Origin of the sequence: Archangium lipolyticum (assembly GCF_024623785.1) — a bacterium.
Taxonomy (GTDB): domain Bacteria; phylum Myxococcota; class Myxococcia; order Myxococcales; family Myxococcaceae; genus Archangium; species Archangium lipolyticum.
The window spans coordinates 431461-453612 of record NZ_JANKBZ010000002.1 but is presented as its reverse complement, the minus strand read 5'-3'; the positions used below and the strand labels follow the sequence as shown (position 1 = coordinate 453612).

The window sequence follows — 22152 nt, the reverse complement described above, 5'->3', positions numbered from 1 at the left end:
CCCCAGCTCTCGCCAGTCCACCATCGTATGGGACTAGACGCGGGCCGGGCTCGAGAGGTGGACCGCATACGAGGCCACGCGTCGGTGTGTTATGCACGTGGCCAGAGGTGCTCCGGATGTCCACGCCACCGCTCCACACTCGCCACGAACGCCCGCGCGATCCGGGTGGGCGTGGCCCACGAGCGCCCCTCGAGGAAGACGAGCGCTCGAGCCTCATCACGACCCCGCCTCCCGGGCTCTCCAGTCAGATCGACCTGTGCTGGGCGACACCGGGCCGCGCCGGGGTGGGCACTTCGCTCCACGAGCTCTTCCCGGATGCGGGCACCCATCTCATCTTCCGCCACTCCGAACACGGTTGCCGGGCGGTGATGCTCGGGCCCGCGACCGAGCGAGCGGCCGTCGAGCGCGAGGCAGGTTCCGAGTACCTCGTCATCCGCTTCCGGCCCGGCCAGGCACCGCGCCTCGCGGACATCCGCGCCTCGGAGCTCACCAACGGCTTCGTCGAGCTGACGCACCTCGGAGGGCTGCCCATCCAAGCCGTGGCCGAGCGATTGCGCCTCCTGCCGGACCTCGCGTCGCGGCAGCATGCGCTCGCGGAGCTGATGCAAGACGTGGCCCCGCCGCTCGTGGGGGACGTGCGCTGCCGCAGAGCCACCCAGCTCCTCGAAGCGCACGGCGGACAGCTCCGGGTCGAGGCGCTTGCCGAGGAGCTCGGCCTCAACGTGCGTGGCCTGGAGCGCCGCTTCCTGGAGCACTTCGGCATGACGCCCAAGCGCATGAGCCGGCTCGTCCGCCTCCGCAACGTCCTCGGGGCGCTCCACTCGGGCGCGTACACGAGCCTCGGCGAGCTCGCGCAGGCGTGTGGCTACTCGGACCAGGCGCATCTCATTCACGACTTCAAGGCGCTGACCGACCGGCTGCCTGGCGACAAGGACACCTTCCTGAACCGGCGGCTCTCTCGCGAGGAGACGCGCATCATCCACCGCTATCGCCGGTAGGCCTTCGCGGGCGGGATGCGCCGTGTCGCATTTCTCCAATACAGCGCTCCGTGGGCGCCTTAGCTTGAGTGCTGACTTCAGGAGGAAGACAGCATGCGCGCTTCACATGAGCTCGAGCCGCGGGGGGCGGCGACGCTCCCCGGCGATTCGCAACCGATGATGGTGCAGACGCGGCGAGGGCCCGTCGAGTGTGTCTCCCTGGGCGAGGGCCCGGCGGTGCTCGCGCTCCACGGGGCCATGGGGGGCTATGACCAGGCCTCGGTGCTCGCGCGCACGGCCGGTGTCCCGGGCTTCCGGTATATTGCGATCTCCCGCCCCGGCTATCTCGGAACTTCCCTCTCGCTCGGCCGGACGCCGGCGGAACAGGCGGAGCTCTACCGTGACCTGCTCGACGCGCTCGGCATCGAACACGCGGCGGTGATGGCCATCTCCGGAGGCGGCCCTTCCGCGCTCCAGTTCGCGCTCAGCTACCCGGATCGCTGCTGGGGGCTCGTCATCATCTCGTCGTTCCACTCCCGCTTCGCGGGGCGGCTGCCGATGGCCTGGCACATCTTGAAGCTGGCCGTCCGCTTCAGCCCGTTCGTCACCGCGATGCAGAAGAGGAAGGCCAGACAGGATCCGGAGCGGGCCTCGCGCCGGTCCATCACCGACCCCCTCCTGCGCGCGCGCACGGTGAATGACCCCGAAGCGGGCCCCCTGCTCCGAGAGGTGCAGCGGATCACGTACAACCGGATGCCGCTGCGGGTGGCCGGGACGGAGAACGACATCGCCCTCACGAGCAGCGAGCTCTCGCTTCCTCTCGAGCGGATGAAAGCCCCGATGCTCGTCATGCACGGCACGAAGGACAGCTCGGCCCCGTACGCCCAGGCGCAGCAGCTCGCCGCACGCGTTCCCGGCGCCGAGCTGCTCACGCTCGAAGGCGGCGAGCACTTCTGCATCTTCTCTCACCGCGACGAGGTCCGCGCGCGGGTCGGGCGCTTCCTGGGTGCACACTCGCCCAAGGGCCTCGTGAGAGCCTGAGCGGGGTTCTCGTCTTCAGCCAATGAGCGACGGCCAGTTGCGGTCTTGGGAGCGCGACCTGGGCAGGCGTGTACACCCAAGGGGTTGCGCGCCCTCTGCACAGCCCGGGCGCACAACCCGGGCGGCCCTCCTCTCCAGCCCTCACTCTCAGCAGGCCTCCCCGTTCCCGTGCGTGTCGACGAGGGACCGCGTGCCGGTGGGCGCTTCCGGTACGGCCTCCGGGCCCCCAAAAATGGCCTGAAAATCATTTTTGGGACGTCGGTGCGCCCCCCTCCTCTTCTTGGCCGAACCCACACTCCCGGACGGTACTCACCGCCCGGGCCACTGAGAGAGAGGCCCCCATGAGCCCGCCCCGCATCCAGCCCCGCCAGGTGTTCATCCCCCAGGCGGACACCTCCACACGACCCTCCACCGCCGAGTCAAAGAAGCCCGCCCCGCGCCGCACGGACACGGACACCTTCGAGCCCGCCCAGAAGAAGGCGCCGGTGGCGCTGGCCGGCGGGACTCCTGCTTCCGCTCAGGAGCCATCCCCGGGCACTGGCGATGTGGCGGCGGGGGCGGCAGCGGCGGGGGCGGCAGCGGCGGCAGGCGTGGAGGGGGCGGCGGCGACGGCGGCCGTCGCCGGGGTCCACGGCATCGACCCGAAGGTGCTGGACACGCAGGAGAAGCTGTCCACGGCGCGCCAGAAGCTGGGGGAGTACAAGCTGTCGGGCGGGAAGGACGAGAGCACGCTCAAGCAGTTGGAGAACGAGGTCGCGGAGCTGGAGAAGCAGGAGGAGGTCCAGTTCAAGAACCCGGACCTGAAGGACGACGTGGAAAAGGCGCAGTTCGTCGTCCTCGAGAAGCGGATGGGCGAGCTGGAGAAGCAGTACGGCAAGCATAAGGCCGCCACGCTGGCCCGGCAGACCTACTACAACAGTGACCTGTGGAACCTGGCGGGCGGCTCCGCCAAGGCCTCCGATGACCAGGTGCTCGCTCTGGGCCTGCCCCACACGCCGGGGCAGAAGAACTCCGACGTCGCCGTGGGCGGCTACGCGGGGCAGATGCGCACCCCGGACGGCCAGCCGGTGGACATGGGCCACGTGCTGTGCGGCATGGACTGGCAGCTCAACAAGGACCGCGTCCCCAAGACGCTGAGCGTGGACGACCTGGCCAAGGCCGTGGGCAAGGAGAAGCTGGGTGACATCATCAAGAGTCTGCCCGGCGGCGAGCCGGACATCCCCAACCCCTTCACCAAGGGCTTCGTCACCCTGACGGGAGACATCGGCTCCGCCGTCGCCGCCCGCTACAATGGCACCTCGGCCGACGACGCCATCAAGAACGAGAGCGACTACGACTGGAACGGGGACCTCGACGGCCTCAACCTCGCGAAGCGGCTGGCGGACAACCCGAACCAGTCCATCACCGATGCCATGAAGTCGTACTACGGCAGCGGCGAGTACAAGAACCGCGTGGACGAGTACGCCACCCACGGCGGGTTCGTGAAGCGCGACGGCAACGGCCAGCCCATCAAGGACAAGAACGGCCACTACGAGCTGGACACGAAGGCCATCGCCAACGCCGGCGTCGTCACCGGCATCCTGCTGAGCAAGGGCGGCATCGCCGACGATGTCCTGAAGGAGGGCCTCAATCCCTTCTCCGACGAGGACAAGGCGAAGGAGGTCGCCGAGGCCTTCGAGCGCTGGCTGCACCGGGCCCAGGACGCGTCCTGAGTCCCAGGTCCGCAAGCACGGCCTCGAGTCATCCAGCTTCATCCACTCTTTGTTGGACCTTTTTATGTCCTCTCCTTCCGTCTGTGACACCGGAGCAAGCGAGGAACCGAAAGCAAGGAAGGCCGCTGATGACAAGGCGAAGGCGGCGTCCCTTGTCACCGAGGCGCAAACCGCGTCGCGGAAGGCCCATGAGGATGGGTCGAGGCTCCAGCGAATCCAGATCGTTCATGGTATCGCCAAGGAAAGGAAGGCCGTCGCCGAGAGGGAACTCGAAAGCTCCAGGAAGAAGCATCAGGCATTGGTCGACCCGCAGGATTCATCGGCGAGCAGCCGCTCAGGCTACATCGAGTCACTCGAGGCCGCGAAGACGAAGGTCGAGCGCGACGAAGCTGCGTTGAGGAAAGCGACCGAAGTGGTCAACTGGACCGCTGATGCCGTAACGAATGCGGAGGCCACCGCTTCGAAGTCCAAGGCGGAAGCCATTGGCACAGTGGAAAAAGCGCTCCAGGCTCAAAAGACCGCCAACACCAGCGCGAGGGAAGCGGGCCTGGCCGAGCCCTTCCCCATCGAGAGCGAGCGCAAGAAAGCCATCGCTGACCAGCGGATTCGATCGGAATGAGGAGCGGGACGCTGGGGACGCAGAGTGGGTCCCATCAACCACATCCGCATCGCTGGCGTCATCGATGAGACGTTCCCGCTGACGTCTTCCTCGCCGGACCTCGATGGGCTCATCATCGTCGACCTCGGCCGGGTGGAGCGCATCAGCTCCTTCGGCGTACGGCGGTCGTTTCTTGGGGGCACGTTTCTCGCTTCCCCTCTCACTCTCATCGCCCCAATCCTTCCCATGCTTTGACCGTAACCGGATTTTCCCTCTCACCGTATCACCATGCGCACACGATGTGCGCCAATAAGGAGACGACAATGTTGAAGTCAACCGGTCCCCGTCGCCCCATGCCTCCCAAGAACACACAGGGTCCAAGCAAGACCAAGACCCCCGGCAATGCAACGAAGACAAAGAGTCCAAAGAGCCCCGACAAGCCAAACAAGACAGATGACACAAAGAAGCCCAAGGGTCCCAGTAAACCCAACGCCAACACCGACCGCCATCGGGACACGTTCGAGCCGCCACCTCATCACCGGACGGAGCACCGCACCTGACAGTGCCCGCCCGGGTTGGGCATTGCCGGAGCCCCAGGCGGCGGCCTGTACGCCGGGGAAGATCGACGGGAAGCACTACATCTACGACAACTCGGGCAGCCAGAGCGCCAGGCTCCGCCCGCTGCCCAACCCGGACTACTTCAAGTACGTCCACATCCCGACGCAGAAGATGCTGGACGGCAAAGCCTGAGCAACTCCGCCTCGGGCAAACTGCTTGCGGCGAGCTGCTTTCGCGCTCACGGCGTACCGCGACGGGCGGGTGGGGTTGCCTTGCGCGGAGGAGAGATCTTCCGGAAGAACACCACCGCGTCCGTGTTCCGCCCCACGGGACCGTGCGCGTATGAGCTCGGGTTCCCGTAGTCCGTGACTTCGTCGAGCAGTGTCCCCGGTGGGCGCTGACGCAGGTCGAGCAGGAATGCATCGCCATGAGGTGCGAGCGCACGACGCTGCCCTCGCGTAGCGGCACGCGGCGGGTGACAGGCTGCCGGCCGTCGGGCATGAGGTGCGCTCCCTCGGGGGCCAGGAGCCAGAACACGAAGACCTCCTGGGGGCGTGGCTCCGCGACATGGGTGCCGATGGAGCGCCACATCGGCTCGTGCTCGCCGTCCGAAGCGCCGACACTCAGCGTCGAGGAGTCGCGAGACAGGTGCGTGTTGTGACCCAGGAGGATGAGCTTCTCGCCGGGGTGTGCCTCGAGCCAGCGATCGAGGGTAGTGATCGGGCTCGCCGAGATAGACGATGCGCGCATCCCCGATCATCGCATCCACTCGCTCCGCGACCCTGGGCTCGAGCTGGGTGGACTCCGGGTCGGGCCACCCCGTGCTGTTCGCTCGCACCCACGCGGAGTCGAGCTTCGCGCCGGAACAACCGGCCAGAAGTACCGCCAGTGCCGTGAGCACGCGCACGCATCCCCTGCCCTCTGACTTCCCCATGTTTCCTCCAGTCCGATGACTGTGATGAAGAAGATCGCGGAGGGTAATCGGCAAGCGTGACTGGAGAATGACTGGAGGGCGGGTACTGGTGGGCCGAGCGCTCCGGGCTCTCCGCCTCCCGTGTAGCCGACCTATCAGGTGCATCCACAAAACCGGGGCAGGCTCACTCCTACGCTGATCCTCGGTTCCAGGGGTATCGAAGCCCGTAACTTCAACAGGCCGTCCATCCTTCTTATGCTCCAGAGGTAAATGCCGGCCCTTCTGCTGTTTTCGGCTCTGACCGGACCGAATTGGCATAGCTTCCTCCAGAGCCCTTGCCCGGAGAGGCAAAGCCGATGCTTGAGTCGCTGCACCTGAAGAATGTTGGACCCGCGCCCGAGATGGAGCTGAGGCTTGCGCAACGGCTCAACCTCATCACCGGCGACAACGGGCTGGGCAAGAGCTTCCTGCTGGACATCGCCTGGTGGGCCCTGACCAGGACCTGGGCACGCCATCTGGTCCTTCCCGCGCCCGCGCAGGGCAAGCCCAGGATCGCGTACAGCTACACGAAGTCCACGCCTCGTAGCTACTCGTACGAGAGTACGTATGACCGCAAGGCCGAGCGTTGGTCCGTCAACAATGGCCGGCCCGCGATTCCGGGGCTCGTGCTCTACGCCCAGGTCGACGGTGGCTTCTCCGTGTGGGATCCGGCGCGCAACTACTGGAGGACCGATGCGCCGGACCGCCCCAGCTCCTATCTCTTCGCGCCTCACGAAGTGTGGGCGGGAAACGCGCACTGTGAAGGGCTGATTCGCGACTGGGCGTCGTGGCAACGCGAGAAGGGTGAGGCCTTCAACATGCTGACCAAGGTTCTCCAGGTGCTGTCACCGCCCGGGGGAGAGCCGCTGCATCCAGGGGAACTGCGGAAGCTCACCGTGGAAGATCCGAAGCGCTACCCGACACTGCGAATGCCCTACGGCCAGGATGTCGCTGTGACCCACGCGTCGGCGGGCATGCGGCGCATCATCGCCCTGACCTACCTCCTGATCTGGGCCTGGCAGGAACACATCGCAGCGGCCGAGGTTCGTGGCGACGATCCGGCCCGCGAGATCATCTTCCTCATCGATGAAATCGAAGCGCACCTCCATCCTCAGTGGCAGCGCCGCATCGTACCGGCCGTGCTCAACGTGATGGACGCGCTCACCGGGAGTCACGGCTCCCGCGTCCAGCTCATCACGGCGACGCACTCCCCCCTGGTGCTGGCCTCCGTGGAGCCACTCTTCGACGTCAAGAAGGACGCATGGTTCGACCTGGACCTTGAAGAGGCTCGGGTCGTCCTGCGGAAGCGCGAGTTCGTGCGCCGGGGAGATGTCTCCAACTGGCTCACCAGCGAGGCGTTCGATCTGAGGAAGGCCCGGTCGCTTGAAGCCGAGTCCGCTATCGAGACCGCGCTGGCGCTGCTCCGTCAGAAGGACCCGCCATGGAAGGACGTGGAGTCCGCAGACCAGGGACTGCACGCCGCAGGGCTTCCGGACATTGATCCGTTCTGGGTCCGGTGGGGGCAGTTTGTCGAGGAGCGCAAGCCGGCGAAGCGAGGCAAGCGGTGATACCTGTCGCGCCTGCGAAGGAGCCGCCCCACTTCGACAAGGGGGTTCGCCAGAGGGGGCTGTCCGCCATTGACGAGCTGGTCGGCCGAAAGCCGCGTCTCAAGCGCCGAGGCCGTCGCCGCAAGAAGATCGCGGCCCGCGAGGCCGACATTCCTGCCGACGCCTTCCCCCCGTTCTGGCGTGACGCCCTCCCGGACATGCTGGAGGCCTATGAGCGCCGCTGTGCCTACCTGGCGCTCTATTTCGAGCATGCAACGGGCAGCCCGACCATCGACCACGTTCTTCCGAAGTCACGTGTGTGGGACCAGGTCTATGAGTGGTCGAACTACCGGCTCTGCGCCGCGCTCATCAACGCGAGGAAGAACGACCTGACCTCTCTGGTGGACCCCTTCGAAGTGGCCGAGGGTTGGTTCGCCTTGGAGCTCGTGGCATTCCAGGTCATTCGCGGCCCCAAGGCTCCCCCGGGCAAGGCGAAGGAGCTCGAGGAGACCCTCCTCGTGCTCAACATGCCCGAGTGCCTCAAGGCGCGTGAAGAGTACGTCACGTGCTACGAGCGGGGGGACATCGAGCTCTCCTATCTCGAGCGGCGGGCTCCGTTCGTGGCGTCCGAACTCCGGCGTCAAGGTCGCCTGCGCAAAGAGGACAGCAGATAGGGAGGACTCCCAGCCTGACGCGAGACCTCCGCGGCAAGCTCGGCCTTGGAATACTCGTCCCCGCCAGCGTTGTCTGGCGAGCGCCCGGCCTCACATGCCGGGCGTGAAGTGCACCGGCACGTGGCATAAACCTCACCCCATGCCTCGCGACGTCTCCTTCTTCGACTCCCTCGGCCGCCTCCTCGTCCTCGAACGCGAGGCCGAGCGCGCCCGCCTGGACGCCCTCGCCGAGGGCATGTCCCTCCAGCAGCGCGCCGAGCAGGGGCTTTCCTTCCTCGACCTCGAGAGCATCGAGGAGGAGGTCGGCCTCGGCGGCCGCGTCCTGGTGACGCTCGCCCGCAGAGACAGGGCCCGCTTCCCCGCACGCCTCGACAACGGCGACCAGGTCGCCGTCATGCCCCGCCGCTCCGAGGTCAAGGAGCCCGCTCGCGCCCTCGTCTCCCGCGCCACCGCCACCCGCGTCCAGCTCGCCTTCGACCGCGCCCCTCCCCCCTTCATCCACGAAGGTCTGCTGCGTCTCGACCGCGTCCCCAACGACGTCACCTTCGAGCGCGTCCGCGCCGGCCTCGCCCGGGTGAAGGCCCTCGACAAGGGCGCCGCCCGGCACAAGCGCGAGGTCCTCCTCGGCAACGAGCCCCCCCGCTTCGACTCCCTCCGCGAGCTCTCCCCCACCCGCCCCCTCAACCCCGAGCAGCACGACGCCGTCGCCCGCGCCCTCGCCGCCGAGGACTTCTTCCTCGTCCACGGGCCTCCCGGCCCCGGCAAGAGCACCGTGCGCGCCGAGGTCGCCGCCCAGGCCGTCGCCAAAGGCCAGCGCCTGCTGTGCACCGCCGCCAGCAACGCCGCCGTCGACCACCTCACCGACCTATGTCTCGACAAGGGTCTGCGCGCCATCCGCGTCGGACACCCCGCCCGCGTCACGCCCCGTCTCCAGGAGCACACGCTGGACATCGTCGTCGAGGACCACCCCGACCGCGTCCTCTCCCGCGAGCTCTTCGACGAGGCCTTCTCCCTCCTCGGCTACGCCCGCCGCCAGCGCACCCAGGGCCGCAGCCGCGAGCGCTTCGCCAACGCCCGCGCCTCCACCACCGAGGCCAAGAGCCTCCTCGACGAGGCCCGCGCCCTCGAGCGCAAGGCCCTCCGCGGCGTCCTCGAGCGCGCCCAGGTCGTCTGCGTCACCCTCGCCAGCCTCGAGTCCTTTGACACCTTCTCCGGTATCGTGCGAGGGAGCAACCTACGACCATGCAGTCAACCTGTCGGCCACGGCTGCAACCTCCGCAGCAGTCCGGCCCGGTCCAGCAACTCGTGAACGCGCGCGGCCAATGCGACGTGCTCCGGGTTGGAGGCGGTGAACCTCTCTGATGTGAGGATGACGAGGGTGCCCTTGTCCTCCACGGGCTCGATGCGCACGGGGGCCGGCAATGGGGGCACCGGGCCTCGCAGCCGCGAGAAGTACATCACCCATCCCACGAAGGTGCCTGCATAGGGGAATCCCTGTACCACCATTTGCCGGTGTGCGTCGGTCGTAGCCACTCCCCACTCCGGGTCCCAGGCCAAGGCCATGGCGTGCAGCACTTCAGTCATGATGGGAGCGGTCAACATCCGTTCCCCGACAGGACCTTCATCGAAGGGTCGGAGTATGCAGTTGGCCGCTAGCAGGCGGGAGGATGAACCGCAGCTGCCGTCAACGACGGAGGTTTCTTCCTGACTGTCGCCCGTCCACAAGTGGAAGGAGAAGCGGTCACCGAAATGATTCTCCTCCTGTACGAACAGCTTCTGGAAACTCGCGGCGTTCGGCGTGAACTGGCGTTTGCGCGCCTCCTCGAAGGAGCTTGCCGGCTGGTACCAGCGGTTCCACGCCGGGTCGCAGCGTCCCAGGAGGTGGAAGAAACGCTCCGCGCGACGTGCACAAGCTTCAGCGGATTCGGACCGGGCGAGCCAATAAGAACCCGCGTAATAGGTTTCATGGGTTTCCATCATTGAACGGCTACTCCTCATGGAACTGGAGCCGGAGCAACATGGACGACCTCAATCGGGAGTTCAGCTGCCTCGAACATCTTCCTGAGTGCACCCGCGAGTTTCTCTTCGGCGACGATCCACCGGATGGGTGTCCCATTGGCGACTTCGACCTGGCGTGTCGCCTGATCAAGCAGCTTGGGGCCGCCCTGGTAGTTCCCGAAAAACTCCAGCTTCTTGTTGATCCACTGCGCGTAGCCGGGGCCCTTGGCCTCGAGGAGAACCCCCTGGTCGAAGCCATCGAAGTCCACCTCGTTGCCACCCGATTTGACGCGGTAGGCGTAGCCCTTGGGCGCTCCCGTCACCTGGGCTTGATAGTCCCGGGCGCTCTCGGACATGGACTCGTCCGTCTGGATCCATTGGCCCGGGCCACCGGAGCGGGGCGGCTGAACCTGTGCGCCAGAATTGCCGCCTCCGCTACCCCGTGCCGCCATGGCCACGGCGTTGGGGACCAGCGCGATGGTGACGCCCTCGGCACTGATGGCGACCGATTCCACCTGAGCCAGCGCTGGGGCCGTGAAGCGGATGTTCAGCTGCGTTTCGGCCACTACCGCCGCCTGCCTGGCGCCCGGCAACCTGGGCAGCGTCGCCGCCATCCCCGATGCCGTGTTCCCCATCGCCACCATCGCCAGCATGATGAACGCTCGGGCCGCCTTCTCCCCCATCACATTCCCGAACTTCTCTCCAGCCGCATGGAGCTCGTCGAAAGTGGTGGCTTCATCCACTTCATTCATCAGCCCCAGCCACCCATCGAGCAACCGCCACACGGTGTCCCAGCCCAGATACGCCATGGCCCCCAGCGTCAGCAGCGCCGCCACGCCCTTGCTGACGGGCTCGGGCAGTGCAAGCAAGATCGCATACATGGTCAGGCCACCGACGACCGTGGCTACTACCGTCTGGGGGCTCACCAGTTGCGCGAGCTCTTCCTTCATGGCCCCCAGCACCTTGCTCTGAGCGATGGCCATGGCCAGCATGTACCTGGCATCTCCATCCAGGAAGGGCTTGTCCACCAGCAGACGCAGACAGTCCCCGGCGCCCCACGTCCGCTCGCACCACAGCAGGTAGCAGCGCTTCAGCTCCTCGTCCTCGGGCAGCAGGCGCGGGTTACGGTGGCGGCCCGGCTCCGAGGCCATGAGCCGCTGGCTCCGGCCCTCGTACCAGAACCAGCCGCTTCGCTCGGGCACTCCGAACAGCCTCCCGGCGTACTCCAGGGGCCGCTCCACGACAGGCACTGAGGGCGCGTGCTTCGCTACGGCTTGCTTGAGCTCCTCTTGGCCCACTTCCACCGGCTCCACGTGGCGGCGCGGGACGTGGATGCTCGGCTTGCCTTGGCCTGTGTCGAGGCGGACGACCTTCGTTGGGGTGCTGCACGCCGCGAGGGATGCGACCAGCAGAAGAACGACCTGGCGCCGCATGGGGAGCCTCCTGGCAATGGCCCCCACACGATGAGAGCACAACCCGAGATTACAGGGGAACCATGACATGCCCGTCAATCACGGGGCCTCGCGGACACTTTGTGCGGAGGAAACGTCACCCCATTGAGGGGCACGGTGCGCGTGCCGCCTCTGTCTACGGAGTAAAACAGTGGAGGCGGCGGGAATCGAACCCGCCGTTCCGTGTCGCTCCAGGACGACTCGAAGAGGGACACCTCGCCGTACTCATAATACTCGTCCCCGCCAGCGTTGTCTGGCGAGCGCCCGGCCTCACATGCCGGGCGTGAAGTGCACCGGCACGTGGCATAAACCTCACCCCATGCCTCGCGACGTCTCCTTCTTCGACTCCCTCGGCCGCCTCCTCGTCCTCGAACGCGAGGCCGAGCGCGCCCGCCTGGACGCCCTCGCCGAGGGCATGTCCCTCCAGCAGCGCGCCGAGCAGGGGCTTTCCTTCCTCGACCTCGAGAGCATCGAGGAGGAGGTCGGCCTCGGCGGCCGCGTCCTGGTGACGCTCGCCCGCAGAGACAGGGCCCGCTTCCCCGCACGCCTCGACAACGGCGACCAGGTCGCCGTCATGCCCCGCCGCTCCGAGGTCAAGGAGCCCGCTCGCGCCCTCGTCTCCCGCGCCACCGCCACCCGCGTCCAGCTCGCCTTCGACCGCGCCCCTCCCCCCTTCATCCACGAAGGTCTGCTGCGTCTCGACCGCGTCCCCAACGACGTCACCTTCGAGCGCGTCCGCGCCGGCCTCGCCCGGGTGAAGGCCCTCGACAAGGGCGCCGCCCGGCACAAGCGCGAGGTCCTCCTCGGCAACGAGCCCCCCCGCTTCGACTCCCTCCGCGAGCTCTCCCCCACCCGCCCCCTCAACCCCGAGCAGCACGACGCCGTCGCCCGCGCCCTCGCCGCCGAGGACTTCTTCCTCGTCCACGGGCCTCCCGGCACCGGCAAGAGCACCGTGCTCGCCGAGGTCGCCGCCCAGGCCGTCGCCAAAGGCCAGCGCCTGCTGTGCACCGCCGCCAGCAACGCCGCCGTCGACCACCTCACCGACCTATGTCTCGACAAGGGTCTGCGCGCCATCCGCGTCGGACACCCCGCCCGCGTCACGCCCCGTCTCCAGGAGCACACGCTGGACATCGTCGTCGAGGACCACCCCGACCGCGTCCTCTCCCGCGAGCTCTTCGACGAGGCCTTCTCCCTCCTCGGCTACGCCCGCCGCCAGCGCACCCAGGGCCGCAGCCGCGAGCGCTTCGCCAACGCCCGCGCCTCCACCACCGAGGCCAAGAGCCTCCTCGACGAGGCCCGCGCCCTCGAGCGCAAGGCCCTCCGCGGCGTCCTCGAGCGCGCCCAGGTCGTCTGCGTCACCCTCGCCAGCCTCGAGTCCGGCATCCTCTCCCACGAGGAGTTCGACCTCGCCCTGCTCGACGAGGCCACCCAGGCCACCGAGCCCCTCGCCCTGCTCGGATTCCTCCGCGCGCCCAAGGTGGTGCTCGCTGGAGATCCCCAGCAGCTCCCCCCCACCGTCCTCTCCCCCGAGGCCGCGAAACAGGGCCTCGCCGTCAGCCTCTTCGAGCGGCTGCTCGCCGACCACGGCGAGGGCGTCAAGCGCATGCTCCGCGAGCAGTACCGGATGAACACCGCCATCATGTCCTTCCCCTCCAAGGAGATGTACGGCGGCGAGCTGCGCGCCCACCCCAGCGTCGCCGATCGCACCCTCGCGGACGTGCTGCCCCCGGAAGCCACCAGCGTCGACGCCCCGCCCGTCCTCTTCCTCGACACCGCCGGCAAGGGTTTCGACGAGGAGCTGGAGCAGGACACCGGCAGCCTCTTCAACCGCGGCGAGGCGGACCTCGTCATCGCCCGGGTGAAGGAGCTGCTCGCCGCCGGGCTCGCGCCCCGCGAGCTCGCCGTCATCACCCCCTACCGCGCCCAGGCCCACGCCCTGCGTGAGCGCGTGGAGCAGCTCTCCCCCGACGTCGAGGTGGACACCGTCGACGCCTTCCAGGGCCGCGAGAAGGACGCCATCCTCGTCTCCCTCACCCGCTCCAACTCAGAGGGCCAGCTCGGCTTCCTCACCGACCTGCGCCGCATCAACGTCGCCCTCACCCGCGCCCGCAGGCACCTCTTCGTGGTGGGCGACTCCGCCACCCTCAGCGGCAACCCCTTCTACTCGCGCTTCATCGAGTCCACCCAGGAGGGCGGTGGCTACCGCTCCGCCTGGGAGTGGCCCGACCCCGCCGATGCCTCCTGAGCGGACGGGGCGCTCCCCTCATCCCGGCTCGCGCGCCATGACGATGTAGCACACGCACACGCCACGCCCGGTGTTGACGAACGCGTGAGGCACGTCCGCCTCGAAATAGAAGGCGTCCTGCGCCTCCACCGTCACGCTCCCGTCCGGGAAGTCGATGCGCAGCGTGCCCTTCTCCACGGCCAGGTACTTGCCCACCGGCAATTCCTTGCCCGGCAACTCCCCCGTCGAGGTGTTCGCCGGCAACGTGAACCGGATGAACTCCACCCCCCTCGTCTCGAACGGGGGCGACAGGAGCTGCCTCAGCACGCCGCTCTCCCCATCCCGGAACGTGGGCTGCTGCGCCGGAGGCAGCAACACCCGCGCCTGCTTCGGCCTCGGACGCGACATCAGCTCCGACAGCCCCACCCCCAGCCCCTTCGCGATGCGCACCGCCACCACCAGCGTGGGGTTGTTCGTCCCCCGCTCCACCTTGGAGATCATCGCCCGGCTCACCTCCGAGCGCTCCGCCAGCGCCTCCAGCGTGAGCCCCCGCTCCTGCCTCAGCTCCCGGATGCGCGCCCCCAGCCGCGACGCCTCCGCCGCCTCCAGCTCCGTCGCTCCCTCTCCACTCGAACCCGACTTGACATTTCTCATATGTGAGAACAGTAAAGGACCCACCCGAACGGCTCAGTCCGGGCCCGGTGGGACGTTACCGCCCGGGCCAGGAGACTGCCCGCGCCTCGGGACGAGTGCACACGCCGTAGGGAGGTCTGGAGCATGGAGACTCGAAAGCTGGGGAAGCAGGGGCTCGCCGTCTCGGCCATCGGCCTGGGCTGCATGGGCATGTCGGACTTCTACGCCGGGCGGGATGACGCGGAGTCGGAGGCCACGCTGCTGCACGCACTGGAGCGGGGCATCACCTTCTTCGACACCGCGGATGCCTATGGCCCGGGCCTCAACGAGGAGCTGGTGGGCCGCGTGCTGCGTCCGCACCGCGCGAAGGTGGTGCTGGCCACGAAGTTCGGCATCGTCCGTGACCCGAACAACCCGCACGCGCGCTCCATCAACGGCCGCCCCGAGTACGTGAAACAGGCGTGCGAGGCCAGCCTCCGGCGGCTGGGCATGGACGTCATCGACCTGTACTACCTGCACCGCGTGGACGCGAATACGCCCATCGAGGAGACCGTGGGCGCCATGGCCGAATTGGTGAAGCAGGGCAAGGTGCGCTACCTCGGGCTCTCCGAGGTGAACTCGGACACACTGCGCCGCGCGTGCGCCGTGCACCCCATCACCGCGCTGCAGAGTGAGTACTCGCTGTGGAGCCGCGACCCCGAGGACGGCGTGCTCCAGACCTGCCGCGAGCTGGGCGTGGGCTTCGTGCCCTACAGCCCCCTGGGCCGTGGCTTCCTCACCGGACAGCTCAAGCGCTTCGAGGACCTGGCCCAGGACGACTACCGCCGCCACAACCCGCGCTTCCAGGGAGAGAACTTCCAGCGCAACCTGAAGCTGGTGGAGCACATCGAGCAGCTCGCCCGGAAGAAGCAGTGCTCGCCGGCCCAGCTCGCCCTGGCCTGGGTGCTCGCCCGGGGGGAGGACCTCGTGCCCATCCCCGGCACCAAGCGGCGCAAGTACCTGGACGACAACCTGGGGGCGCTGGACGTGAAGCTCACCGAGGGCGACCTGGCGGAGATCGACGCCATCGCGCCTCCGGGTGTCGCCGCCGGAGACCGCTACCCGGCCAACATGAAGCACCTGACGCAGTCCGACAGGCCGGCGCCCCAGGCCCGCTGAAGACTCTCGCGCACTGAGAAAGTAAGAACCTGAACAGTAGGGTCGGGACACTACGCAAAACGTGCGGACCTGCCCGCACGTTTTGTCACGAATGACCCGCAAAATTTGTCACTCGCGAAGAACTGGCAGGCGGCAAAGCACCGGATTCCTTGGGTATCGGCGAAAACCGGGTGTCGGCACGGCGAATGCTTCCTTGGAGGGCAGTGGGGGAAGGCAGCCCTCAAGGAGGCAGCCATGTCGCAAGTACGTTCGGTCGTGTCCAAGGAAGCCGATGTCTGGGTCCTTCGTCTGGAGAAGCCCAACGGGAAGGTGCAGGAGTACCGTTGCACCACCGAGGGACAGGCGCGGCAGCTCGCGCTGGTGCTCTCCGCCTCGGCGCCGGTGGAGCTCTCGGCCCAGCAACCCCAGGCCTGAGCAGCACCCGCCGGTTCACGGCGACGGCGGAACGCGTTAAGCGGGGGGTCCGGCCGGAGTGTCTTCTCCGGCCTGGAAGGAGCCGCCGTTGTCCTCCTCTTTCGAGTCGTCGACGGTCGATGCCCACGGGCTCGGCCTCCACGTACGCCAGCGCGGTGCCGGCGGCTCACCCGCCGTCGTCCTCCTGCACGGCTTGCTGGACCACTCCCACAGCTTCGACTTCGTCACCGAGCACCTGCCGGACTCCTGGCACCTGGTGCTGTTCGACTTCCGAGGCATGGGTCGGAGTGGACACCTGCCCCGAAGCGCCAACTACCAGTTCGCCGACTACCTGGTGGACGTGGAGGCGGTGCTGCGCGGTACCGGCCTGGAAGCGGCGCACCTCGTCGGCCATTCGCTGGGCGGCATCGTCGCCACGGCGTACGCGGCCGCACGCCCCTCGCGCGTCCTCAGTCTGAGCCTCATCGAGAGCCTCGGCCCCTCGGGTGGCCCTCCCGAGAACGCGCTCGCGCGCCTGCGCGGCTTCCTCGAGGACCTGGAGCGCACGCCCAACCGCAAGCGCTATCCCAGCGTGGAGGACGCCGCCGCGCGCCTGCGGGAGGGCACCGCCCTTCCCGAGCACCTCGCGCTCCACATGGCCCGCCACGGCACCGAGCCCGTCGACGGCGGCGTCGCCTTCACCTTCGATCCCTCCCACCGCCGCCGCTTCGGCTTCGGCTACGACGACGCCCAGTGGCTCGCCCTCTCCTCCGCCGTCACCTGCCCGGTGCGGTTGATCCTCGGCAGCGAGGGCTACGGCTTCGATGACGAGCGGGCCCGGGCGCGGCTCGCCGCCCTGCGCCACGCTCAGCCGCCCCTCGTCCTCCCCGGAGGCCACCACGTGCACCTGGAGCAGCCGGAGGCCGTGGCCCGCGCGCTCCGGGAGCTCATCCAGCCCGCCCGCTAGTTCGCCCCAGGCCCCCCGGCAAGCCGGGAAAACTCCTTCACCCCACAGGGCAAGCGGCTTCCAATCGTTCGCATCCCACATCCACGCCTTTCGCAACCCCCTGTTTTCATTGGGCACCCCAGGCGACAAACGGTTGGTACGCCTTTTGATTAGGGGAATGCCGGATGGATTCCAGGCGGGAACGGGCGATGAGGACGGGGCTGCGAGTGGGGCGGATCATCGGGCTGTCACTGCTGACGGCGCTTCTGGCGTGTCACGAGCCGGGGAACACACGCTCGGTGCAGGCGCTGGCGGCCGTGGACGCGGACACGCTGGATTTCGGGGACGTGCCCGTTGGCCAATGGCGCGAGAAACAGGTGCGCCTGCGCAACGTGGGCTACGTGCCCTTCCATGCGCTGGAGGCGCTGGGGCTCAAGGGGGACCCCTCCTACGAGGTGTCCTTCGAGGGCGAGGAGCGGGTGATGCCCGGCGAGGAGAAGCTGGTGCGCGTGCGCTTCCACCCGCTCTCGGAGGGCCCCCAGGAAGAGACGATCCACGTGCGCACGGACGCCAACGAGGGGCGGGAGCACGTCGTGAGCGTCCGGGGCCAGGGCGTTCCGCTGCCCATCGACATCTCCCCGCCGGTGCTGGACTTCGAGACGCTGGAGGTGGACAGCGAGCGGACGCTGCGCCTCACCATCACCAACCCGGTGGACCTGCCGCTCACGGTGACGCTCGAAGGCGAGGCGGCCGATGCCTTCAGCGCGGATACGATCACCGTGCCGCCGCTCAGCACGCGTGAGGTGCAGGCGAAGTACCTGCCACGCGCGCTGGGAGACATGCGCGCGCAGGTGAAGGTCAAGGCCTGCGGCAACTGCACGCCGACAGTGGCGGAGCTGGCCGGACGCTCGGTGCCGAGCGCCTTCGTCTTCGAGCCGGAGCCGGTGCCCTTCGAGGCCATCCCCGTGCACGAGCGCACCCAGTCCTATACGCGTGCGCGCAACATCACCTGGCGGCCGGTCACCATCATGGGGCTGAGCACCAGCGACAAGTCCTTCACGCCGCTCAAGGCGATGCAGCGTCAGGAGGTGAAGCCGGGCGAGGCGGTGGAGGTGCCGCTGGAGTTCGCCGCGCGCTTCTCCGGGCCCAACAAGGGCACGCTGACGCTGGGCTACGAGTCGGACAAGGCGCGCCAGTCGGAGGTGCTCCTGGATGCGAGCGGTGGCCGGCCCACGCTGGCGGTGGCTCCGGCCGCGCTGGACTTCGGCGAGCTGCCGGTGGGCGGCAAGCTGGGGAAGACGATCCGCATCTCCAACGGCGGCACCACCGGCAACCTCGTCTTCCGGGGCGTGCGAGGCGCCGGGAGCGCGGAACACTTCTCGGTGGACGTGCCCATGCGTGGCAAGCAGGCCCATCCCTGGAAGGCGGGTACCGCCTGGCCGGCGCTGGGGGTCGACGACATCCTCATCGCCCCGGGCACGGACGCGATCGACCTGACGGTGTACTTCGAGCCCAAGACCGAGGGCACCTGGCAGGCCACGCTGGTGCTCATGTCGGATGACAGGTTCACGCCCGAGCGCACCATCGTCCTCACCGGCCGCGCCCGGGCCACCGGCCCCTGTGTCTACGAGCTCAAGCCGTGGCCGGTGCTGGACTTCGGCAACGTGACACCCGGCCGCGGTGCCGTGCTGGGCTTCTCCTTCCGCAACCCCGGCCGGGCCGAGTGCGCGGTGAAGGACATCCACCTGTCCAACGACGCCGGGGGCGTCTTCTACATGCCGGGCGGCAAGCTCGCCGGTGGCGTGGTGCCGTACGACACGGCCTTCAGCGCGATGATCGCCTTCCGGCCCCAGACGCCGGGCCAGTACCAGGGCGAGCTGCGGCTGACGGTGAACGACCCCGCCAACCCCACGGTGACACTGCCCCTCCGAGGTGTGTCGCAGGACAGCTGCCTGGTCGCCGCGCCGGCCTTCGTGGACTTCGGACCCATCCGCTACGACTGCGCGGTGGGCCGCCGGCGCACGCTCATCTCCAACCAGTGCGCCGCGCCCATCGACGTGCGTGACTTCCAGATCGGCGCGGGCACCAGCAACCAGTACGCGCTGATGACGCCCATGCAGCTGCCGCGCACGCTGGCCCCGGGCGAGGGCTTCGAGCTGGAGTTCTCCTACGAGCGCAACGTGCTCGGCCAGCACTTCAGCCCCTTCTTCGTCTTCGCGACCAACGAGCCGAGCCCGCTGCTCGTCCCGCTGCTGGCGGAGACGAACCACGAGGGCCTCCAGCTCGACCGCTTCATCCAGGGCACCAACAGCCAGCTGGACGTCCTCTTCGTGGTGTCCAACACCACCACCATGGACGCCTACCAGGCGCGGCTGAAGGCGGCCCTCCCCGGCTGGCTGGAGCGCGCGCGGCAGGCCGGCGTGGACGTGCGCATCGGCGTCACCAGCACGGGTCTGGCGGCCCGGGCGTCCGCGTGCGGCGGTGTGACGGCGGGCGGTGAGGGCGGCCGGCTCGTCCCGGTGGACGGCAGCCGCTCCCGCGCCATCTCCAGCGACTCGCCCACGGCGGCGGCGGGCGTGCAGGCCAACATCGACGACGTGGGGCTGTGCCACAACCTGGTGCAGGGCCTGGAGACGATGCGCCAGGCGCTCTCCTCGCCCCTGGCCACCAGCGCGGATGATCCGCGCACCCCGCTGCCCAACGACGGCAACCTGGGCTTCCTGCGCTCCACGGCCCGGCTCGCGGTGGTGGTGGTGTCCGACGAGGACGACCACTCGGGCTTCGACGCGGAGAGCTACGTGCAGTTCCTCCAGTCCATCAAGGGCACCGGCATGGCGCACCGCACCCAGCTCTACGCGCTCGTGCCCACGGACAACGGCTGCACCACCGCGGGCCCCCCGGGACCGCGCTTCTCCACCGTGGCGAAGCGCACCAACGGCGAGGTGGGCTCCATCTGCATGGGCGACTACGGCTCCTTCCTGGACAAGCTCCTGCAGCGCGCCGACAGGCCGCAGGCGGACTTCGCCCTCGGCGCCACGCCCAATGGCACGGCGGAGATGTCCGTGCGCGTCGCGGGGGTGAAGCTCCCGGTGGACCAGTGGACCTATGACCCCGCCCGCAACGCGGTCGTCTTCCAGCCCAACGCGGTGCCCACGCCAGGTCAGACCATCGAGGTCCGCTACCGCAGCGCCTGCCCGGCTCCTCCACCCGCCCCCTGAGGGCCGCGTCAAGGGGGGTGGGGCACCTTCCGCCCATGGGCCCGGGGCGGATATGGTTGCCCCACCCGTGGAAACCTTCGGCCGTTACGAGCTGCTGCGCAAACTGGCAACCGGCGGAATGGGCCAGGTCTTCCTGGCCCGGCAGAAGGGGCCCGTGGGCTTCCAGAAGCTGCTGGTGGTGAAGCGGCTCCTGCCACACCTCTCCGAGGACCCGGACTTCATCAAGATGTTCCTGGATGAGGGCCGCATCGCCGGCTACCTCAACCACCCCAACGTCGCGCAGATCTACGACCTGGGGGACGTGGACGGGGTGCTCTACATCGCCATGGAGTACGTCCAGGGCGAGGCCGTCAGCCACGTGAACGCGCGCGCCAACCACCGCAAGGGCGGGATGCCGCTGGGGCTCAAGTGCCGCCTCATCGCGGACGCCGCCGCCGGGTTGGACCACGCGCACCAGGCGCGCTCGCCCTCGGGCCGCAGGCTGGGCCTCATCCACCGTGACGTGTCCCCGCAGAACGTGCTGGTGAGCTTCACCGGCAACGTGAAGCTCATCGACTTCGGCGTGGCCAAGGCCTCGGGGAAGCTGTCCCAGACGATCGTCGGCACCATCAAGGGCAAGCACGCGTACATGTCCCCGGAGCAGGCCCGCGGCGAGGAGCTCGACGCCCGCTCGGACGTGTACGGCCTGGGCATCGTCTTCTACGAGCTGCTCGCCAGCCAGCGGCTCTTCAAGCGCGAGTCGGACATGGCCACCCTCAAGGCCGTGGTCGGCGCCAAGGTACCTCCGCCCTCCGAGGCCGTGCCGGGCGTCCCCAAGGCGCTCGACGCGGTGGTGATGAAGGCGCTGGCCCGCAGGCGGGAGGAGCGCTTCCAGAGCGCCGGAGAGTTCCAGCTCGCCCTCGAGGACTTCCTGATCGCCGAGCGGCTCCCGGGCACCCACGCCCACCTCACCGGGTACATGAGGGACCTGTACGCCGCGGAGCTCGAGGAGGAGCACTTCGCCAGCGAGCCCACCGTCATCCAGTACGACCCGCGGCTCATGCGGGAGAACAGCTCGCACTCCTCGACGAAGGTGGCCCCCGCCGAGCAGGGACAGGCGAAGCCGGCGCGGGCGGCGGGCGCGGGGACTGGCGCGCCTCCGCGTCCACGGGCGGCCCAGGGAGCCCGGCGCCCCGCGGGAAGCCGGGAGCCCGGCGGGGACACCGGGACGGAGACGTAAGCGGGGCCACCCTCCCTCAGTGGCCGCCCTGACTCGCGGCGCACACCTCCGCCAGGTATGCGCGGACGACAGGCTCCGCCGGTGAGTGCCGAGGTCCGAGCGACTCGTGGAGCTGACTCCGCAGCGCGGTGTAGACCTCGACCGCGGCGGCCATCGCGCGAAGACACTCCTGTGCGTCGTGGCGCGCACAGACCCGCGAGAGCGCCGATGCATGGCGTGAGGCCTCGAGCCGCCGCACCCCGCGCCACAAGCCACCGTCGATGCGCTGTATCAGCGGCGCCAGGGCCTGGGCCCTCAGAAACGCCAGCATGTCCAGGCACTCGAACAGCTCTCCGCGCCGGAGCTTGTCGAGGCCGTAGTGGATCCACACCCAGAAGCGGTCTTCGATCCACTGCGCCGACGGCGTTTCCAGGGGATTCGCCCGCGTCGAGCGCAGCCGCTCCGTGATGACGCCAGCCCGCTCGAAGAGGATCTCCGGCTCCTCGATCCGGGAGTCGAGCTCGGAGACGGAGATGAACTTCAGATCGACATGAAGCAGCGGCGGACCGTAGAGGCAGATCAGCAGGCGGGGCTCGCCCACGTGCTCCCCCGTGAATCCCTGTAGGAGGGGACCCGCGGCGCGGGCGATCGTGGTGCGCTCCTGCGCGATGGTGGCCCGCAGCTCGTCCGAGACGACGAGGATGAGATCCAGGTCGGAGAACTCATCCATGCTCCGGCTCAGGAACGAGCCGCCCGCCAGGACCCCCAGGATGCCGGGGTTGGCCCGCCAGGCCCCCAGCGCGGAGGTCAGGAATTCACGGTGTCGGAGCGGTAGGTGTTGCATGCCGCCCTGATAGCATCCTGCCTGGACCCA

Annotated in this window: 18 protein-coding genes and 1 pseudogene; 15 read left to right on the top strand and 4 right to left on the bottom strand. The window is 68.6% G+C overall.

Annotated features, from left to right (window positions below; all coding sequences use genetic code 11):
- The first annotated feature begins 116 nt into the window (after positions 1–116).
- From NR810_RS05555 to NR810_RS05515, 9 genes and pseudogenes are all read left to right on the top strand, one after another.
- Entirely contained in the window at positions 117–998 is an 882-nt protein-coding gene (locus tag NR810_RS05555; RefSeq protein ID WP_257448664.1) for a helix-turn-helix domain-containing protein, read from the top strand.
- A gap of 93 nt (positions 999–1091) precedes the next feature.
- Positions 1092–2018, top strand: a complete 927-nt coding sequence (locus tag NR810_RS05550) for an alpha/beta fold hydrolase (RefSeq protein WP_257448662.1) — start codon at positions 1092–1094, stop codon at positions 2016–2018.
- A gap of 341 nt (positions 2019–2359) precedes the next feature.
- The gene (locus NR810_RS05545) at positions 2360–3730 is read left to right on the top strand and encodes a hypothetical protein (RefSeq protein WP_257448659.1); all 1371 of its coding nucleotides are present in this window, start codon (positions 2360–2362) and stop codon (positions 3728–3730) included.
- A gap of 64 nt (positions 3731–3794) precedes the next feature.
- On the top strand, positions 3795–4349 hold the full coding sequence (locus NR810_RS05540) for a hypothetical protein (protein ID WP_257448657.1): 555 nt from the start codon (positions 3795–3797) through the stop codon (positions 4347–4349).
- Between the two features lie 24 nt (positions 4350–4373).
- Entirely contained in the window at positions 4374–4583 is a 210-nt protein-coding gene (locus NR810_RS05535) for a hypothetical protein (protein WP_257448655.1), read from the top strand.
- Between the two features lie 327 nt (positions 4584–4910).
- Entirely contained in the window at positions 4911–5078 is a 168-nt protein-coding gene (locus NR810_RS05530; protein WP_257448653.1) for a hypothetical protein, read from the top strand.
- A 1077-nt stretch (positions 5079–6155) separates the two neighbouring features.
- Positions 6156–7406 carry an AAA family ATPase gene (locus NR810_RS05525; protein ID WP_257448651.1) on the top strand — a complete coding sequence of 417 codons (1251 nt, stop codon included), beginning with the start codon at positions 6156–6158 and terminating at the stop codon, positions 7404–7406.
- Positions 7403–8059: an HNH endonuclease family protein gene (locus tag NR810_RS05520; RefSeq protein ID WP_257448649.1), complete on the top strand. Its 657-nt coding sequence runs from the start codon at positions 7403–7405 to the stop codon at positions 8057–8059. Before NR810_RS05525 ends, NR810_RS05520 begins: the two co-directional genes overlap by 4 nt.
- 139 nt (positions 8060–8198) lie before the next feature.
- Positions 8199–9257: pseudogene (locus NR810_RS05515) on the top strand (AAA domain-containing protein); the annotation flags it as partial.
- A 50-nt stretch (positions 9258–9307) separates the two neighbouring features.
- On the opposite strand, the gene NR810_RS05510 reads toward NR810_RS05515, so the two are convergent.
- On the bottom strand, positions 9308–10039 hold the full coding sequence (locus NR810_RS05510) for an immunity 52 family protein (protein ID WP_257448644.1): 732 nt from the start codon (positions 10037–10039) through the stop codon (positions 9308–9310).
- Positions 10040–10053: 14 nt separating this feature from the next.
- The gene (locus NR810_RS05505; protein ID WP_257448642.1) at positions 10054–11490 is read right to left on the bottom strand and encodes a restriction endonuclease fold toxin 5 domain-containing protein; all 1437 of its coding nucleotides are present in this window, start codon (positions 11488–11490) and stop codon (positions 10054–10056) included.
- A gap of 337 nt (positions 11491–11827) precedes the next feature.
- Between NR810_RS05505 and NR810_RS05500 the strand changes: the two genes are divergently transcribed.
- A complete protein-coding gene (locus NR810_RS05500; RefSeq protein ID WP_257448640.1) occupies positions 11828–13753 on the top strand; it encodes an AAA domain-containing protein in 1926 nt (641 codons plus the stop codon).
- 18 nt (positions 13754–13771) lie between these two features.
- Here NR810_RS05500 and NR810_RS05495 read toward each other — a convergent pair whose 3' ends face one another.
- Positions 13772–14386, bottom strand: coding sequence for a helix-turn-helix domain-containing protein (locus NR810_RS05495; RefSeq protein ID WP_306817891.1), 615 nt, complete (start codon positions 14384–14386; stop codon positions 13772–13774).
- Between the two features lie 123 nt (positions 14387–14509).
- Between NR810_RS05495 and NR810_RS05490 the strand changes: the two genes are divergently transcribed.
- From NR810_RS05490 to NR810_RS05470, 5 genes are all read left to right on the top strand, one after another.
- Positions 14510–15523: an aldo/keto reductase gene (locus NR810_RS05490; RefSeq protein ID WP_257448638.1), complete on the top strand. Its 1014-nt coding sequence runs from the start codon at positions 14510–14512 to the stop codon at positions 15521–15523.
- A gap of 234 nt (positions 15524–15757) precedes the next feature.
- Positions 15758–15937, top strand: coding sequence for a hypothetical protein (locus tag NR810_RS05485; protein ID WP_257448636.1), 180 nt, complete (start codon positions 15758–15760; stop codon positions 15935–15937).
- Between the two features lie 88 nt (positions 15938–16025).
- The gene (locus NR810_RS05480) at positions 16026–16883 is read left to right on the top strand and encodes an alpha/beta fold hydrolase (protein ID WP_257448634.1); all 858 of its coding nucleotides are present in this window, start codon (positions 16026–16028) and stop codon (positions 16881–16883) included.
- 188 nt (positions 16884–17071) lie between these two features.
- Complete coding sequence (locus tag NR810_RS05475) at positions 17072–20080, top strand: choice-of-anchor D domain-containing protein (protein WP_257449307.1); 3009 nt, start codon at positions 17072–17074, stop codon at positions 20078–20080.
- 67 nt (positions 20081–20147) lie between these two features.
- The gene (locus NR810_RS05470) at positions 20148–21299 is read left to right on the top strand and encodes a serine/threonine protein kinase (RefSeq protein WP_257448632.1); all 1152 of its coding nucleotides are present in this window, start codon (positions 20148–20150) and stop codon (positions 21297–21299) included.
- 16 nt (positions 21300–21315) lie between these two features.
- On the opposite strand, the gene NR810_RS05465 is transcribed toward NR810_RS05470, so the two are convergent.
- The gene (locus tag NR810_RS05465; protein ID WP_257448630.1) at positions 21316–22122 is read right to left on the bottom strand and encodes a nucleotidyltransferase domain-containing protein; all 807 of its coding nucleotides are present in this window, start codon (positions 22120–22122) and stop codon (positions 21316–21318) included.
- Positions 22123–22152 lie beyond the last annotated feature (30 nt).